Origin of the sequence: Streptomyces sp. KR55, from assembly GCF_052245645.1 — a bacterium.
GTDB classification, from domain to species: Bacteria; Actinomycetota; Actinomycetes; order Streptomycetales; family Streptomycetaceae; genus Streptomyces; species Streptomyces flavusporus.
This window is the reverse complement of record NZ_JBQQCE010000197.1, coordinates 1-16,945: the sequence shown is the minus strand read 5'-3', so window position 1 is coordinate 16,945 and position 16,945 is coordinate 1. Positions and strand designations below refer to the sequence as shown.

The window sequence follows — 16,945 nt, the reverse complement described above, 5'->3', positions numbered from 1 at the left end:
TCCGGGTACTCCTCGCGGGCGGCGGCGAAGAAGGCGTCCGGGTGCTCGATCCGGACCTTTGCCGAGCCCTCCAGGTCGGCGAGGCGCCGGGCCCGCTCCAGCATCTCGCGGGTGGGGCCGCCGCCGCCGTCGCCGTGGCCGAAGGGCGCCAGGGACGTCGTACCGCGGCCCTTGTCCTGGTAGTTGCGGACGGCGTGGGCCATCTCCTTGCCGGAGAACTCGGCGTTGTAGGTGTCGACGGGCGGGAAGTGGGTGAAGATGCGGGTGCCATCGATGCCCTCCCACCAGAAGGTGTGGTGGGGGAACTTGTTGGTCTGGTTCCAGGAGATCTTCTGGGTGAGGAACCAGTCGTTGCCTGCGAGCTTGGCGAGCTGCGGGTAGGCCGCGGTGTATCCGAAGGAGTCGGGCAGCCATACGCCCTTGGTCTCGATGCCGAAGTGCTCCATGAAGAAGCGCTTGCCGTGGATCAGCTGCCGGGCCATCGCCTCGCCGCCGGGCAGGTTGCCGTCGGCCTCCACCCACATGCCGCCGACCGGCGCCCAACTTCCGTCGGCAACCGCCTTCTTGATGCGCTCCCACACCTTCGGGTAGTTGTCGCGCACCCACTCGTACTGCTGGGCCTGCGAGCAGGCGAACACGAACTCCTCGTACTCCTCGGCGAGTGCGGTGACGTTGGAGAAGGTGCGGGAGGTCTTGCGCCTGGTCTCGCGGATCGGCCACAGCCACGCGGAGTCGATGTGCGCGTGGCCGACGGCGGAGAGGGTGTGCGCGCTGGCGTGCGCAGGCTTGGCGAGGACGGGCTGGAGGACGGCGCGGGCGTCGGCCGCCGTGCCGGAGATGTCGTCCAGGTCGAGGGCGTCGAGGGAGCGGTCCAGGGCGTGCGCGATCTCGTGGCGGCGCGGCTCGTGCTCACCGAGCTCCAGCATCAGCTCGCGCAGCACCTGGACGTCGAGCGAGAGGTGCCAGACCTCCTCGTCGAGGATCGCGAGGTCGGCGCGGCGGAAGGTGTAGAGGGGCTTGTCGCCGGCGGTCAGGACGTCGCCGAGCGGGGTCGGGGCGGCGAAGTCGCCTGCCAGGATGTCGGGGTTGGAGGCCGCCTCGACCAGGTAGTCGACCGACTCTCCTCCCACCGCCGACCGGGCGATCGGCACGTACTGGTTCTGCGGGTTGACCGCCTTCAGCGGGGTGCCGTCGGGCAGGTGGACCAGGGCCTCGGCCTGGTTGCCGGGCCAGTCGCCGACGAAACCGAGGTCGATGACCGCCTCGACGCGCCGGCCGGCCCAGTCGGCGGGCACCCGGCCTTGCATGCGGAACCAGGTGGTGCCCCAGGGCGGGCCCCACGGGGTGTCCGTCGCGAAGGGCTCGTACGAGGCCGCGGCGGCCTCCTCGAACGGGACCGGCTCCCCCGGCGCCTGCCAGGCCGCCACCTGAAGGGGGACGGTGGCCGCGTACACCGCGGGCTTGATGCGCTGGTTGTGGACGCGTTCGACGCGCTCCTCGATCCGGCGGCGTTCGTCGTGCATGGGACAGCTCTCCTCAGGGCTCTACTTGAGGTACGAGAGGCCGGGGTGGACGGCCGTGTAGCCGTCGACGAGCCGCCGGGCCACGTTGACCGAGTCGACAAGCGGGTGCAGGGCGAAGGCCTTCACGGCCGTCGTACGGGAGCCGGAGTCGGCGGCGGCGAGCACCTCGCGCTCGACCGCCTTCACCGCGCAGACCAGGCCGGTGGCGTGGTCGGGCAGCGGGTCGACGGCGACCGGGTGCGCGCCGTTCGCGTCGACCAGGCACGGGACCTCGATCACCGCCTCGGAGTCCAGCACCGAGAGCGTGCTGCGGTTGCGGACGTTGAGGATTAGGGTAGTGCGTTCGTCGCGGGCGATGGCCCGCATCAACGCCAGCGCCACCTTCTCGTAGCCGCCGGACAGATCGTCGGCGTCACGCTCACCGGCGCCGGCGGTCTCGCGGTTCTCGGCCATGTAGGTGGCCTCGCGCTCGGCGCGGGTGGCGTCCCAGGCCTTCAGCGCCGAGGCGTCCGGGTTCCTCATCTCGGCGTAGAAGCGGGCCTGTTGGTCGCGCAGGAAGGCGCCGCGGGTCTGTCCGGCCTCCTGGTAGGCGCGTACGGCTTCCCGGTTGAAGTAGTAGTAGTGCAGGTACTCGTTGGGGATCGCGCCCAGCGACCGCAGCCAGTCGACGCCGAAGAGCTTGCCCTCCTCGAAGGAGCCGAGCAGACCGGGGTCGTCGAGCAGCCGCGGGAGTTCGTCGCGGCCCGCGACGCGCAGGCCGCGCACCCAGCCGAGGTGGTTGAGGCCGACGTAGTCGATCCACGCCTCGGCCGGGTTCTGCACGCCGAGCACGCGGGCGATACGGCGGCCGAGACCGACCGGCGAGTCGCAGATGCCGATGACACGGTCGCCGAGGTGGCGTGACATGGCCTCGGTGACGAGGCCGGCCGGGTTGGTGAAGTTGATGACCCAGGCGTCGGGGGCGAGCCGGGCGACGCGTCGGGCGATGTCGACGGCGACGGGCACGGTCCGCAGGCCGTAGGCGATGCCGCCCGCGCCGACCGTCTCCTGGCCGAGGACGCCCTCCGCGAGCGCCACCCGCTCGTCGTTCGCCCGTCCCTCCAGCCCGCCGACGCGGATCGCGGAGAACACGAAGTCGGCGCCGCGCAGGGCCTCGTCGAGGTCCGTCGTGGCGGTCACCTCGGGCGCGTCGGGCACGCCGGCCGCCTGCTCGGCGAGGACGCGGGTCACCGCGGAGAGCCTCTGGGCGTCCAGGTCGTGCAGCACGACCTGGGTGACCCGGCCCTCGGCGTGGTCCCCGAGGAGCGCCCCGTACACGAGCGGCACCCGGAATCCGCCGCCGCCCAGAATCGTCAGCTTCACCGGGTTCCTCCGATCGGGTAGGCCACGCGCAGCACGTTGCGAGAACCAAGCACGCGCCACCTCCTTGAACTTGCTTCAAGACCCCGGGCTGGTTCCAACCCGGCTGGTGTTGAGGGTGTAAGACCTTGCTGTTCGCTGAGCGGTGAGGCGACCTGAGCCAGGAATCCCCCCGCTTCAGCTGGGGGAGGGTTCAAGCCTGCACCCTTCCCGCCACGATGATTTCGACGCGGGCCTCTTGCAGAGAGGTCCGCGTCGCCGTGTCGACCGGCTCGTTCGTCACCACCATGTCCAGCTCCTCGGGGCCGCAGACCTTCGCCATACCCGTACCCGGGAACTTCGCCGAGTCGGCGAGCAGCACGACCCGGCCACTGGCCTTGATCATGGCCCGCTTGACCGGCACCTCGACGACCGTCGTGTCCATCACCTGCCCGCCGGGCCGCACTCCACTGGTACCGAGGAAGAGCCAGTCGGCGTGCAGCTGGCGCAGGTTGTCCTCGGTGAGGAAGCCGACCAGGGAGCGGTACTCGCGGCGGACCATGCCGCCGAGCAGTACCAGTTCAATGCCCTCGTCGTCGGCGAGTTCCTCGTACACCACCAGGTTGCTGGTGATCACGGTGAGCCGGCGGCCGTGCAGCTGCCGGGCCAGCCGGTAGGCGGTGGTGCCGATGTCGAGCAGCACCGACTGACCGTCCGCGATCATCGCCGCCGCCCGCGCGGCTATCGCGTCCTTCTGGGACACGCGCACCTCGGCGACCTCGGCGAAGGGCTGGTCGCCCTCCTCGACGACGGCGCCGCCGTGCACCCGGGTGAGCAGCCCGTCCTCCTCAAGTTTGACCAGGTCACGCCGGATCGTGGCGGGGCTCACCCCCAGCTGCTCGGAGAGATCGGTCACGGCCGCGGGGCCGCCCGAGCGCAGGGCCCGCAGGATGAGTTGGTGTCGTCGTTCTGCCAGCACGCCATGAACACTACTCGTCATCTTCAATCATTTCTATGCGCACTTCTGCTCGGGTATTGACCAAACTCCCGGAGCGGCGCACGATTCCGGTCACTGAAATGAAGAGTTTTGACGGAGAGGATGTCCGCGTGGACGACGACCGGCCCGATGTGCTGCTGACCGGGCTGCTCTTCTACGACCTCGTCCTCACGGGTCTGGGCAGGCCGCCGGCGCCGGGGGAGGAGATCTGGACGGCCGGCATGGGCAGCAGTCCCGGCGGCATCGCCAACCTCGCGGTCGCCGCATCGCGGTTCGGCCTGAAAACCTCCCTCGCCACGGTCTTCGGCGACGACTTCTACGGCACGTACTGCCGCGAGATCCTCGCCGGCCAGGAGGGCGTCGACCTCTCTCTGTCCCGCACGGCGGACGGTTGGCACACCCCGGTCACCGTCTCGATCGCCCACGGACACGACCGGGCCCTCGTCACCCACGGCCAGGACCCCCCCTACTCGCAGGACGCGCTCATGGGCGACCCGCCCGAGGCGCGCACCGCCCTCGTGCACATCGAGGCCGAACCCCACGCCTGGCTCGCCAAGGCGGCCGCGAACGGCACGCAGATCTACGCCGATGTGGGCTGGGACCCCACCCAGCAGTGGTCCACCGACCTCCTCGAGCAGCTCTCCCTGTGCCACGCGTTCCTGCCCAACGAGGTCGAGGCGATGGCGTACACCCGTACCGACAGCGCGGTCGCGGCGCTCGGCACGCTCAGCGAGCTGGTGCCGGTGGCCGTGGTCACCCGCGGCGGCGACGGCGCGGTCGCCGTCGACCAGATCACCGGCGAGTACGCGGACGTCCCCGCCCTCGACCTCGACGTGCTGGACGCGACGGGCGCCGGGGACGTCTTCGGCGCGAGCTTCGTCGCCGCCTCGCTGGGCGGCTGGCCGCTGGTGGAACGGCTGCGGTTCGCGGTGCTGGCGGCCGGGCTGTCCGTCCGGCACCACGGCGGGGCGCTGGCCGCACCCGGCTGGTACGGCATCGACCGGTGGTGGCGCGCGCTGAACGACCCCGAGCTCAGGAGCGCGTACGGCTTCCTCGACGACCGCATCCCGGCGGACCCGGGCCCGCCCGTCCGGTACGCCCCCGTCACCCCGCCGAACCGCGGCACCCCCCACTGACAGTTCCCCAGTAGTCCCCCAACTGATCCCCTCGCACACGTCACACACCGAAAGGCGGTGGGAGCTGTGCGGCTCTCACGAAGAGGCCTGCTGCGCGCGGGCCTGGCCGGTACGGCCGCCACGGCGCTCGGCGGCCTCACATCCGGCTGCGCCGTCCCGACCGGTTCGACCGGCCGGAACATGGTCCTGTGGTACTGGAGCGGCGGCCTGAGCGACACCGTCGTCAAGGAGGCCACGGCCCGCTATGACAACGTCGTCAGCCTCAAGGCCCAGCAGATCGGCGGCTACTACCGGTCCAAGCTGATCACCACCATGGCCGGCCGCGCCCACATACCCGACATCGCGGGGCTCAAGGGCGAGGACATGGCCTCCTACCTGCCGAACGCCGACCAGTTCGTGGACCTGCGCACGCTGGGCGCCGACAAGCTCAAGAGCCGGTATCTGGACTGGAAGTGGCAGCAGGGCATCGCCCCGGACGGCAGCCTCATCGGCTTCCCGATCGACGTGGGTCCGGTCGTGCACTACTACCAGAACGCCGTCTTCGAGAAGGCGGGGCTGCCGTACGAACCGGAGGACGTCTCCAGGGAGCTGGACACCTGGGAGAAGTTCTTCGCGGCCGGCGAGCAGCTCAGGAAGCGGATCCCCGGGACGTACATCCTGACCGACGTCGGCAGCGTCTTCGAGATGTCGATCGGCCAGGGCACCACCCGGTTCGTCGACGCGGACCGGAACTTCATCGGCGACGGTGAGCATGTCCGCACCTGCTGGGACCGCGCCGTGGAGGCCAAGCGGCGCGGGATCGTGTCGGACATCGTGACGGGCACCCCCGACTCGATCGCGGCCACCGAGAAGGGGCAGCTGCCCAGTCAGCTGAACGCCTCCTGGGCGGCGGGCGACCTCAAACTCCAGTACCCCAAGACCGAGGGCAGGTGGCGGGTGGCCGCCTGCCCGGGCGGTCCCTCGAACGTCGGCGGCTCGTTCCTCGCGATCACCAAGGCGTGCCGGGAGCCCGAGCGGGCCTTCGAGATCATCACCTGGATCCTCGACGCGGACAACCAGGCCCAGGGATTCGTCGAGGCCGGGCTCTTCCCGTCGACCCCGGCCTCGTACGAGATGAAGAAGCTGCGCGAGCCCGACCCGTTCTTCGGCGACCAGATCACGATGGACGTCTTCGGGCCGGCGGCCGAGAAGATCCCGGTGGCCTACAACAGCCCCTACGACGTCGCGCTCGGGCAACCCGTCCGGGACGAGATCAAGAACGTCGGTGTCCTCGGCAAGGACCCGGAGAAGGCCTGGAGGGACGCCATGAGGAAGTGCCGGCGTATCGCGGACCACCTGGGGGTGAGTCACTGATGGCAACCGTGCCCGTCGTCGAGCAGCCCCCGCCGACCGCCGTGGCCGGGACACCGGCCGTCCACCCCAGAAAGGGAATCCTCAGCCACTGGCGGCTGTACGCCGCGATCTCCCCCTTCTATCTCCTCTTCCTCGCCTTCGGTCTGGTCCCCGTCGGCTTCTCGCTCTACCTCTCCTTCCACCGCTGGGACGGCCTGGGCTCGATGGAGTGGGCGGGCCTGGCGCAGTACCAGTACCTGCTGACCGACAGCGACTTCTGGCAGTCGATCGGGAACACGATCATCATCTGGGCGCTGGCCACCTTCCCCATGATCTTCCTGGCGATGGTGACGGCCGTGATGCTGAACTCGGCGGTGCGCTTCAAGAAGGTCTACCGGTTCGCGTACTTCCTGCCGAACGTCACCTCGATCGTCGCCGTCGCGATCATCTTCGGCTCGGTGTTCTCCACCAACTTCGGCCTGATGAACGCCCTGTTGCAGGCCGTCGGCCTGGATCAGGTGGCCTGGCTGAACACGCCGTGGGGCATCAAGGTCGCCATCGCCACGCTGATGACCTGGCAGTGGACCGGCTACAACGCGATCATCTTCCTCGCCGGGCTCCAGACGATCCCGAGCGATCTGTACGAGGCGGCCCGCATCGACGGCGCCGGGCCGGTGCAGACCTTCTTCCGGGTCACGCTGCCCCTGATGCGGCCGGTGCTGCTGTTCGTGCTCGTCGTCTCGACGGTCACCGGACTGCAGAGCTTCGCCGAGCCCCAGGTGCTGCTGCAGACCACCGCGAACGAGTCCACGTTCTCGGGCGGCCCCGACCACGCCGGCCGGACCATGGTCCTCTACTTCTTCCAGCAGACCTTCGACAACAACGACTTCGGCTACGGCGCCGCCGTGGCGTGGGGCATCTTCCTCGTCGTCGTCCTCTTCTCGATCATCAACTGGCGCCTGGTGCAGCGCCGGGGCGAAGAATAGGCAGGCCGGTCACCATGGCATCCACCATCAAGGGCTCCCGACGCCGGGGCATCGCCCTGCACGCCGTTCTGGTCCTCGGCCTGTTGCTGTCGGCCTTCCCCTTCTACTGGGCCGTGATCATGTCGACGCACACGTCGACCGAGATCTTCTCCTACCCGCCGAAGCTGCTGCCCGGCCCGCACTTCCTGGAGAACGTCCGCAACCTCTTCGACACCATCGACTTCTTCGGGTCGATGCTCAACTCGCTGCTGGTCGCGATCTCGGTGACCGTGCTGGTGCTGTTCTTCGACTCGCTGGCGGCCTTCGTCTTCGCCAAGTTCGAGTTCCCGGGGCGCAAGCTGCTGTTCGCGCTGCTCATGGCCATCTTCATGGTGCCGGCGCAGCTGGCGGCCATCCCTCAGTTCGTGATCATGGCGAAGCTCGGCTGGATCGGCTCGATGACGGCGCTGATCGTCCCGGCGGCGGCCAACGCCTTCGGCATCTTCTGGATGCGCCAGTACATGAAGGGCGCCATCCACGACGAACTGCTCGACGCCTCCAAGCTCGACGGTGCCGGTTTCCTGCGCCAGTACTGGCACGTGGCGCTCCCCGTGGTCCGCCCCGGCCTGGCCTTCCTCGGCATCTTCACCTTCATGGGCCAGTGGAACGACTACGCCTGGCCCCTGATCGCCCTGACCAACCCGGACAACGTCACCCTCCAGGTGGCCCTCTCGCAGCTCAACGGCACCCATGGCACGACCGACTACGGAATGGTCATGACCGGCGCCCTGCTCGCCCTCGTCCCCCTGCTGATCGTCTTCGCGATCGGCGCCCGGCAGATCATCGGCGACCTCGGCAAGGGGGCCATCCGCTGATGGATCCCCTGCTGGGGCTCCGCCCCTGGGAGGCACCCGAGGTGACCTCCTGGGGGCGGTTGCCCATGTGTGCCGTCGACCGGCGTGACCAGGCCGTCTCCCTGGACGGCGACTGGCGTTTCCAGCTGCTGCCGGCGCCGGACGCGCCGGTCGGTGAGGTGTGGTCGTCGTCGTACGTCCCCGGCGCCTGGACCCTCCAGGGCACCGACGACCTGCCGCAGTACACCAACGTCCGCATGCCGTTCGCCGAGTTCCCGCCCTTCGTCCCGTCGGCGAACCCGACGGGCGTGTACGAGCGCGAGGTCGACGTGCCCGGTGAGTGGGCCGGGCAGCGGATCGTGCTCCAGGTCGGCGCGGCCGAGAGCGTTCTGCTGGTGCATGTGGACGGACGGCCCGTCGGCATCTCCAAGGACTCCCATCTGGCCGCCGAGTTCGATCTGACAGAGGTCGTACGCGCCGGGGAGCGGACCCTCGTACGCCTGACCGTCGTCAAGTGGTCGGACTCCTCGCACATCGAGGACCAGGACCAGTGGTGGCACGGCGGTGTCACGCGGTCGGTGCTGCTGTACGCGACGGACCCGCTGCATCTGGCGGACGTGACCGTGCAGGCGCGTCGCAACGGTGAGCTGCTGGTGGACTGCCGGGTGCGGGACGCGGGCGGTGCGCTGCCCCAGGGGTGGTACGTCAGCGGGGAGCTGGACGGTCAACTCCTCGCGCAGGACACTGAATTCGACCGGGCCAACGCACAGGACGAGCGGGTCTCCGACTTCCTGGGCGAGGCGCGGCTGCTGACCACCGTCCCCGACGTGCGCACCTGGACCGCCGAGACACCCGAGCTGTACGACCTGACGGTCCGGCTGCACCGGGCCGACGGAACGGTCGCCGACACCTCGCAGCACCGCATCGGCTTCCGTGACGTCGAGATCGTCGGCCGGGACCTGCTGGTCAACGGCGAGCGGGTGTTCATCCGGGGCGTCAACCGGCACGACTTCCATCCGCTGACCGGGCGGACGGTGTCGTACGACGACATGCGCACGGATCTGGTGCTGCTCAAGCGCTTCGGTTTCAACGCGATCCGCACCGCCCACTACCCGAACGACCCGTCCCTGTACGGCCTCGCCGATGAGCTCGGCTTCTACGTGGTCGACGAGGCGGACGTCGAGAGCCACGACCACGCCCACGAGATCGCCGACGACCCGCGCTATCTGAACGCCTTCGTGGACCGGGTCTCCCGGATGGTGCTGCGGGACAAGAACCATCCGTCGGTCATCATCTGGTCGCTGGGCAACGAGTCCGACTACGGCGCGAACCACGATGCGGCGGCCGGCTGGGTGCGGCGGCACGATCCGACACGGCCGGTGCAGTACGAGGGGGCGGCCAAGCGCGGCTGGGCGGATCCCGGCGTCGCCTCCGACATCGCCTGCCCGATGTACGCACCGATCGAGGAGTGCGTGGCCCACGCGCTGTCCGGGAAGCAGACCAAGCCGCTCATCCAGTGCGAGTACTCGCACGCCATGGGCAACAGCAACGGCACGCTCGCCGACCACTGGGCCGCCATCGAGGCCACCCCGGGTCTTCAGGGTGGCTTCATCTGGGAGTTCTGGGACCACGGCATTCTCCAGCGCGTGAGTGACGGAAGACCGGCCGGGCGCGCGGGCGCCGGCCTGTACGAACGCGGTGTCGCCGCGCCCGGCCACCGCTGGGCGTACGGCGGCGACTTCGGCGAGGCGCTGCACGACGGCGCGTTCATCGCCGACGGGGTGGTGTTCCCGGACCGCACGCCCAAGCCGGTGCTGTACGAGCACCGGGAGATCGCGGCGCCGGTGCGCCTGGAGTGCCTGAAGCACGAGGGGCCGGTCATCGGCAACCACCAGCACTTCCGTGGCCTGGACTGGCTGACCGCCGAGTGGCGGCTGTCCCTCGCCGACGGTCGCACGCTGACGGCGCCGGCCGAACTGCCCGGTCTTCGCCCGGGTGAGACGGCGGCGGTACCACTGCCGTTCGATCTGCCGGACGACGGGGGCGAGGCCTGGCTGACGCTGAAGGTGACGACCGCACGGGACGAACCGTGGGCGCCGCGCGGCACGGTGGTGTGTCTGCCGCAGGTGCGGCTGCGGCCCGCGCCCGTGCCGCGGGCCGTCCCGGTGGCGGACCGGACGGTCGAAGTCGATGCGGACGGGCTTCTGGTCCACCCCCTCCTCCTCGCCGCCCCCACCCTGTCGCTGTGGCGGGCGCCCACCGACAACGACGAACTGGGCGGGATGGCGGCCCGCTGGCGGGAGTGGGGACTGGACTCCCTCGTCCGCAAGCTGGTCGCCGTGCGCCGGGACCGGGAGAGCGTCGGCGTCCTCGCGGAGTACGCCTGCGCGGCCGGAGTCGTCCGGCACGAGCAGGTCTTCACGACCGTCGAGGGCGGGATCCGCGTCGAGGAGTCGGCTCAGCTGCCCGAGGCACTGGACGACGTGGCCCGGGTCGGGTCGGTGTTCGAGACGGTGGCCGGGCTGAACCTGCTGGAGTGGTTCGGGCCGGGCCCCTGGGAGTCGTACCCGGACCGCAGCGCGGGCGCGCCCGTCGGGCATCACTCCCTCCTCGTGGACGAGCTGTTCACCCCCTATCTGCGGCCGCAGGAGAGCGGCGGCCGGCACGGCGTACGGCGCTTCACCCTGTCGGCTCCGGATGCCACCGGACTGGCCGTGGGGCTGGACCGCCCGAGCCAGATCTCGGTCACCCGCTATCGCGCCGCGGACCTCGCGGTCGCCGCCCACCACGACGAACTCGTGCCGCGCGCCGGCTGCGTCGTGCACATCGACGCCGCCCACCGCGGCCTGGGCACCGCCTCGTGCGGGCCCGACACCGCACCGGCCTACCTCGTCCCGACCGGCACCCACCGCTGGGGCTGGATCCTGCGCGTTCTCTGACACCTCTCCTTCCACCAGTCGCCAGTTACGGAGCTGACGTGTGCACTGAGCATGATCACGACCGGGGCGAGGCCGCGCAGGCCCCGCAGGCCGACGCCGGCAGACGCACCTTCCTGCGGGCCACCGCACTGATCGGCGCCGCCGCCACTGCCGGAGTCGCACTGCCGACCGCGGCCGAGGCGGCACCGGCGGGCAGGTGGCGGCCCGACGCGGACAGCCGGCGCTTCACGCTGGTCGTCATGCCCGACACGCAGTACCTGTTCGACGGGCCGAGCATCGACCCCGCGCCGATCGAGGCCTCGCTGCGCTACCTCCTGGAGCAGGGCCGGGAGGAGAACATCGTCTTCCTGTCGCACCTGGGTGACCTCACGGAAAACGGCACCGAGGCCGAGATCGAGGCGGCGAGCAGGGCGTTCCGGCTGCTGGACCGGCAGGGCGTAGGCTACAGCGTGCTGGCCGGCAACCACGACGTCCGCTCGTCCACCGACGACCAGCGCGGCCCGACGCCGTACCTGGCGGCCTTCGGCCCGGAGCGCTTCCAGGGCAGCCGCACCTTCGGCGGTGCCTCCCCCGACGGCTACAACTCCTTCCACGTGTTCCGGGCGGCCGGGCGCGAGTGGCTCGTGCTGGCCCTCGACTGGCGGCTGTCGCCGAAGGGCTTCGCCTGGGCGAAGGAGGTCATCGCGCAGCACCCGAAGGCGCCCGTCATCCTCACCACGCACGAACTGGTCCACGGCGACGACGCACTCTCCTCGTACGGGCAGAAGCTCTGGGACCAGCTGATCGCGGACCACGACCAGATCTTCCTCACCCTCAACGGCCACTACTGGCCCGCCGCGCGCGCCGTGAAGAAGAACGCCGCCGGGAACGACGTACACCTGCACCTGACGAACTACCAGAACCGGTACTACGGCGGCGCGGCGATGATCCGCCTCTACCGCTTCGACCTCGACCGCGACACCATCGACGTCGAGACGGTCTCACCGTGGATCCTGGGCCGGGCGGCCGAGGGCCTCAACGAGCTGGAGCGGCAGGAGATCGAACTGACCGGCCCGGACGACCGGTTCTCCGTGCCGATCGACTTCGGGCAGCGTTTCTCCGGGTTCGCCCCGGTACCCGCCCGCCCGGCACGGCCGGCCGCCGCGATGCTGGTGCGCGGCACGCTCGCCTACTGGCGTTTCGACGGACACGAGGACGGCGCGACCGTCGACGGCACCATCCGTGACATGTCCGGCCGCGGCAACGACCTGACCGTCGTCCGGGTCGGGAACGGCGCCCTCATCTGGTCGGCGGACCACCACCCGGACCAGCCGGGGCACGGCAGCCTGCGCTTCCACGGGGACAAGTCGCCGCTGCGGGGCGCGTATCTGCGGACGGTCGAGGGAGCCCCGCTCAACTCGGCGACGTTCGAGCGCGGTTACACCGTCGAGGCCTTCTACAAGGTGCCGGGTACCTGGACCGCGTCCCGCAACGCCTGGGGCGGGCTGGTCGGCCGGACCGGCACGGGCGGGGCCGCCGGCAAGACGGAGGGCGATCCGGAGGAGCCGCTGGCCACGCTGTCGCTGTCCGACGGGCCCGGACCGCAGTGGGCGGTGCGGCCGCTCAACCAGCAGGGCATCGCCACCAACTGGGGGCATGAGACCGCCCGGGAGACCTGGTGGCACGTCGCCGTGGTCAACGACGGCAGCCACACCACGATGTACGTCGAGGGCTGCCCGGTCGTACGCAACCCCACCGCCCGCTCCGTCGGGCTGACCTCGCTCGGACTGCCGTGGCTGCTCGGCGGCTACGAGTACGCGGGCCGGATCGACCAGATCCACCACGGCTGGCTCGGCGACGTCCGGATCGTCGACCGGGCGCTGCCCGTCTCCCAGTTCATGAACCGCTGAGCACTCACCCGAGGAACGTCATGACCGAGCAGCAGCCGCCCGTCTGGGCCGACCCGTCCGTCCCGCCCGCCGACCTGGACCCGCAGGGCACATCCAGACGCCAACTCCTGTGCCGGGCAGGCCTGTTCGGAGCCGCCTTCGCGCTGGGGGCGTCTGCCGCCCCCGCGGCCGCCGGGGAACAGCGCCTCGGTGGCGAGGACCCCCGCCTCGGCTATCTCGTCGGCGACCACCACATCCACACCGTCTACAGTCACGACGCGAAGTACACCTTCTCCCAACTGGCCGCCGCGGGCGCGAAGTACGGCCTCGACTGGATGGTGTTCACCGAGCACTCCAACGTCGGACACGCCGACCACGGAGCCGCGCTGGAGCACGAGGAGATCCGCAGGGCCCGCGCCGAGAACCCGCGCCAGCTGATCTTCCAGGGTCTGGAGTGGTACATCCCGGCCGCCGAGCACTGCACGGTCTTCACCGCTCCCGGCCGGCACGAGGTCGACGTCCTCACCCGCTTCGAGCGCGCCTTCGACGGCAAACTGCTCGGCTACGACAAAGGCGGCCCCGCCGACCCCGACACCGCCCGCAACGAGGCGCACGCGGTCAGGGCCATCCAGTGGCTGGCCGAGCAGCGCCGCACCGGCTACGTCGACGACGTGCTCGTCCTCGCCAACCACCCGATGCGCCTCGGCATCGACTCCCCGCACGAGCTGCGCGCCTGGCGGGACGCCGCCCCCGAGATCATGATCGGCATGGAGGGTGCGCCCGGCGCCCAGGGCGCGGCGATACCCGGCTGGCGCGGTACGAACTCGATCCGCGGCGAGTACGAGAACAAGCCGTCGCCCCAGTCCTGGCCCGGCTACCCGGCGGATGCCTACCTCACGTACGGCGGCTTCGACTGGGCGACGGCGACGGTCGGCGGCCTGTGGGACGCGATGCTCGCCGAGGGCAGGCTGTTCTCGATCACCACCAACTCCGACGCCCACCGGATCGTCTTCGACACCTGGCGGAACGGCGACTGGCAGCCGGGCCAGAACTTCGACAACACCGGCAGGCTGCCCGACCCGGTGAACACCGACACCCCGCAGCCCGGCAGCGACTTCTGGCCCGGCCAGTTCAGCCGCACCCACGTCGGCGTCACCCGCTACGGCTACCGCTCAGTGATGGCGGGCCTGCGCGCGGGCCGGGTCTGGGTCGACCACGGCCACCTGCTCGACGGCCTCGACGTGCGCCTCAAGCGCGACTGCGACCACGGCCGGGGCGTCACACTGGGCGGACGGCTGCGGGCCCGCAAGGGCGAGCGGCTCACCCTCTCCGTGACGGTGACGTCCGCCTCGCGGCCCAACCCGGAGGGGCTCCTGCCCGAGTTGGCGCACGTGGATGTGATCCGCGGCCCGGTGCGCGGCCCGGTCGCCGACCGCGACAGCTGGCGGGCACCCGACACCAGGGTCGTGCACACGAGGGACGTCGGCGGCCGGAAGGGTACGTACACCCTGCGCATCCCGCTCACCGCCGGCGACGAGTCCTTCTACGTCCGGCTCCGCGGCAGCGACGGCAACCGCCACGGCGCGGGCTACCTCGGCGCCTCGGTCGACCCGCACGGGCCGCTCACCCACGCGCCGGGCGACGGCGACCCGTGGGCGGACACGTGGTTCTACTCCAACCCTGTGTTCGTGGACGTGGTCGGGAGCTGACACGGGCGGCCGGCCTCCTCATGGCGCAACGCCCCGCTCTCGCACATCCGGGTCCTGTTGAGCCGTCCTCCCGTCCGGGTCCCGGCCCGGTCGCGGGAGTGGGCCGGGCCGGGACGCGGGGGATTCAGATGCGGTCGGCGACGATCAGGAGGTAGTGGAAGCTGCCTTCCTTGTAGGCGGCGAGGAAGGGCTCCTCGATGCCGGTGGCCACTGAGGACTTGGCGCGCAGTTCCCAGTACGGGATGGTGTCCGCGGTCAGGTCGACGACCTGGATGGGGACGAGGTCGTTGGCGGCCAGCGCCTTGAAGTACTCGCTGCGCGGGTGGATGTTGCAGGTGTAGTGCTCGTCGATACGGCTCACGGCCTTGGAGCGCAGGCCCGTGACGTCGTTGGAGCAGCCGGTGATGCAGACGTAGCGGCCGCCGTACTCCAGCAGGCGTGAGAACTCGGCGAAGAGGTCGAACAGGTCGACGTACATGGTGGTCTCGTTGGTCCAGATCGCGCGGCGGGATCCGGTGTCGAGACGGGTGTCGAGCATGTTGCGGAAGTGGAAGCGGACCTTGTCGGCCACGCCCCGTTCGGCGGCTCGGTCGTTGGCGAAGGCGACCTGCTGCTCCGAGATGCTCACACCGTCCACATGGCAGCCGAAGCGGGCGTTGGCCATGATGCTGGTGCCGCCGCGGCCGGAGCCGGCGTCGAGCAGACGGTCGGCGCGGGTGATGTCGCCGAGGTGGTCAAGGAGGACGTCGGCCTGGGCGGTCTCCAGGCGGTGCAGTTCCTCGATGATGCGCTGGTCTCGGGTCTCGGTGGGGCCTTCCAGGACGGACGGGTCGTAGTCGCCGAGGCCGTAGTGGTGGTGGTAGAGGCCGTCGACCTCGCCGAGGCGCAGATTGACGGGGTCCTTTTCGCTGTTCCAGTAGGCGGCGACCGACTTCTGGTAATCGGTGCGCAGGACGTCACGCATGGCGAGGTCTTCCATCTGGGAGCTCTTGGGCATGGAGATCCTTCTCAGGTAGCGGTGGGTCGGGGAGTTCAGGCGGCGTCGGCGGCGTGGTAGCGGGCGCTGCCGGCGTGCCACTCACGGCTGCCGCCCAGCCAGGCCCAGGTGCCGGCCAGGAAGCGGCGCAGCTCGCAGGAGCCGGAGGCGGCGAGGGCTGCCGCCTCGGTCTCGAAGGTGTGCATGAGTTCGTTGTGGATGTCGACGGTGCGGTCGACGGCTGTTTCCAGGGAACACTGGTCCTCGGCGGCGATCAGCCTCGGCAGGCTGAAGTCCGTCGGGTCCTCCTTGCCCATGGAGTACAGGTCGTTGACGATCACGCTGGCGGAGCCGGCCATGGTGAACGCACGGCGCACCCGGGGGTCGGCGAACTCGCCTTGCGGCAGCTCGTATCCGGCGACCGCGTCGATGAGCACCATGCACGGCACGAAGCTGTTCTCGTGCCGGTGCATCAGAAACTCCCAGACGGGCGGGGTCTGTTGCGCGGTGTGCCAGACGCCTTCCTGGTTGTAGGCGACGAACATGATGGCCAGTTCGTGGCGGAGCCGCCGCACCTGGGTGGTGGTGGCGTAGGTGGTGAGGCCGGCGAGGCTCGACCGCAGGGCCCGCATCACCGGATCCGCCCGTACCACCTGCTCGAGCTGGGGTGCGTAGCCGAGTGGGAGGTGGGCCTGGTCGATCACGGAGTGGGCGATCGCCAGGCGTTGGCCGAGCAGGTCGTGGCGGGCCTCCTCGACCTCGCCGTCGACATAGTGGTCGTCGACGGCCCACTCGGCGAGCGCACATTTGGCGGCCGCGAGCAGCCGGTCGGGGTCGTCCGACTCGGGGTGGGCGAGCATGATGAGCCGGCCGAATTCGGCCTTGCGGACCTTGTCCAGCTGACCGGGATAGATCCCGACCTCCTCGGCCCACTCGACCAGCCGCTCGTTGACGGTCTCGCCCAGGGCGGGGTCGTCGCGGACGGCGGGCGGGCAGTGCAGCCCCCGGACCGGGTCTGCCGGGGCCGGCTCCCGGCGGGGTGGCGGAGCGGTGCGAAGGTGGGCGGCCGAGGTGCCCGGCCCGGTGGGGCCGGTGGGCAGCCGGGGGGCCGGGGGGTGCGGTGTCGCTGGTGGCGGTGGTGCGGGTGAGGGCGTAGTGATCCGCGCCGCGGTGGTACCCAGCCCTGTCGGGGCGGACGGCAGGAGTGGCCCGCGCGTCGCATCGGGGGCGGCCGGCAGCCGCGGTGACGCCGACGTCTGCGCCGTCAGCACCGCCCGCACCAGCCACGCCACGTTGTGGTCCGCCGCG

General features: G+C 70.5%; 11 protein-coding genes and 1 pseudogene. 7 read left to right on the top strand and 5 right to left on the bottom strand.

The window, feature by feature from the left end; translation table 11 throughout:
• From ACTWQJ_RS26825 to ACTWQJ_RS26815, 3 genes and pseudogenes are all read right to left on the bottom strand, one after another.
• A pseudogene (locus ACTWQJ_RS26825) lies at window positions 1-1,523 on the bottom strand (alpha-mannosidase); the annotation flags it as partial.
• Window positions 1,524-1,544: 21 nt separating this feature from the next.
• Window positions 1,545-2,885 (bottom strand): 6-phospho-beta-glucosidase, encoded by a 1,341-nt coding sequence (locus tag ACTWQJ_RS26820; protein ID WP_443309126.1) that lies wholly within the window; start codon window positions 2,883-2,885, stop codon window positions 1,545-1,547.
• 190 nt (window positions 2,886-3,075) lie between these two features.
• Complete coding sequence (locus tag ACTWQJ_RS26815) at window positions 3,076-3,840, bottom strand: DeoR/GlpR family DNA-binding transcription regulator (protein WP_443309125.1); 765 nt, start codon at window positions 3,838-3,840, stop codon at window positions 3,076-3,078.
• Window positions 3,841-3,968: 128 nt separating this feature from the next.
• Between ACTWQJ_RS26815 and ACTWQJ_RS26810 the strand changes: the two genes are divergently transcribed.
• The 7 genes from ACTWQJ_RS26810 (at window position 3,969) to ACTWQJ_RS26780 (ending at window position 14,661) form a co-directional block, all read left to right on the top strand.
• Window positions 3,969-4,994 (top strand): carbohydrate kinase family protein, encoded by a 1,026-nt coding sequence (locus ACTWQJ_RS26810; RefSeq protein ID WP_443309124.1) that lies wholly within the window; start codon window positions 3,969-3,971, stop codon window positions 4,992-4,994.
• 66 nt (window positions 4,995-5,060) lie between these two features.
• The gene (locus ACTWQJ_RS26805; RefSeq protein WP_443309123.1) at window positions 5,061-6,347 is read left to right on the top strand and encodes an extracellular solute-binding protein; all 1,287 of its coding nucleotides are present in this window, start codon (window positions 5,061-5,063) and stop codon (window positions 6,345-6,347) included.
• Window positions 6,347-7,312, top strand: a complete 966-nt coding sequence (locus ACTWQJ_RS26800; protein WP_443309122.1) for a carbohydrate ABC transporter permease — start codon at window positions 6,347-6,349, stop codon at window positions 7,310-7,312. The genes ACTWQJ_RS26805 and ACTWQJ_RS26800 overlap by 1 nt, the downstream gene beginning before the upstream one ends.
• 14 nt (window positions 7,313-7,326) lie before the next feature.
• Entirely contained in the window at window positions 7,327-8,166 is an 840-nt protein-coding gene (locus ACTWQJ_RS26795) for a carbohydrate ABC transporter permease (RefSeq protein WP_443309121.1), read from the top strand.
• Window positions 8,166-11,084: a glycoside hydrolase family 2 TIM barrel-domain containing protein gene (locus tag ACTWQJ_RS26790; RefSeq protein WP_443309120.1), complete on the top strand. Its 2,919-nt coding sequence runs from the start codon at window positions 8,166-8,168 to the stop codon at window positions 11,082-11,084. Before ACTWQJ_RS26795 ends, ACTWQJ_RS26790 begins: the two co-directional genes overlap by 1 nt.
• 38 nt (window positions 11,085-11,122) lie before the next feature.
• A complete protein-coding gene (locus ACTWQJ_RS26785; RefSeq protein ID WP_443309119.1) occupies window positions 11,123-12,973 on the top strand; it encodes a LamG-like jellyroll fold domain-containing protein in 1,851 nt (616 codons plus the stop codon).
• A 20-nt stretch (window positions 12,974-12,993) separates the two neighbouring features.
• Window positions 12,994-14,661, top strand: a complete 1,668-nt coding sequence (locus tag ACTWQJ_RS26780) for a PHP domain-containing protein (protein ID WP_443309118.1) — start codon at window positions 12,994-12,996, stop codon at window positions 14,659-14,661.
• A 124-nt stretch (window positions 14,662-14,785) separates the two neighbouring features.
• On the opposite strand, the gene ACTWQJ_RS26775 is transcribed toward ACTWQJ_RS26780, so the two are convergent.
• Both ACTWQJ_RS26775 and ACTWQJ_RS26770 read right to left on the bottom strand, forming a co-directional pair.
• On the bottom strand, window positions 14,786-15,658 hold the full coding sequence (locus tag ACTWQJ_RS26775) for a geranyl diphosphate 2-C-methyltransferase (protein ID WP_443309117.1): 873 nt from the start codon (window positions 15,656-15,658) through the stop codon (window positions 14,786-14,788).
• A gap of 35 nt (window positions 15,659-15,693) precedes the next feature.
• A partial coding sequence (locus ACTWQJ_RS26770) for a family 2 encapsulin nanocompartment cargo protein terpene cyclase (protein ID WP_443309116.1) occupies window positions 15,694-16,945 on the bottom strand: 1,252 nt, incomplete at its 5' end.

Bases quoted from the DNA above. Each gene is read 5' to 3' on its own strand.
- ACTWQJ_RS26795 (WP_443309121.1), top strand. From the start codon at position 7,327: ATGGCATCCACCATCAAGGGCTCCCGACGCCGGGGCATCGCCCTGCAC.
- ACTWQJ_RS26780 (WP_443309118.1), top strand. From the start codon at position 12,994: ATGACCGAGCAGCAGCCGCCCGTCTGGGCCGACCCGTCCGTCCCGCCC.
- ACTWQJ_RS26775 (WP_443309117.1), bottom strand. From the start codon at position 15,658: ATGCCCAAGAGCTCCCAGATGGAAGACCTCGCCATGCGTGACGTCCTG.
- ACTWQJ_RS26800 (WP_443309122.1), top strand. From the start codon at position 6,347: ATGGCAACCGTGCCCGTCGTCGAGCAGCCCCCGCCGACCGCCGTGGCC.
- ACTWQJ_RS26790 (WP_443309120.1), top strand. From the start codon at position 8,166: ATGGATCCCCTGCTGGGGCTCCGCCCCTGGGAGGCACCCGAGGTGACC.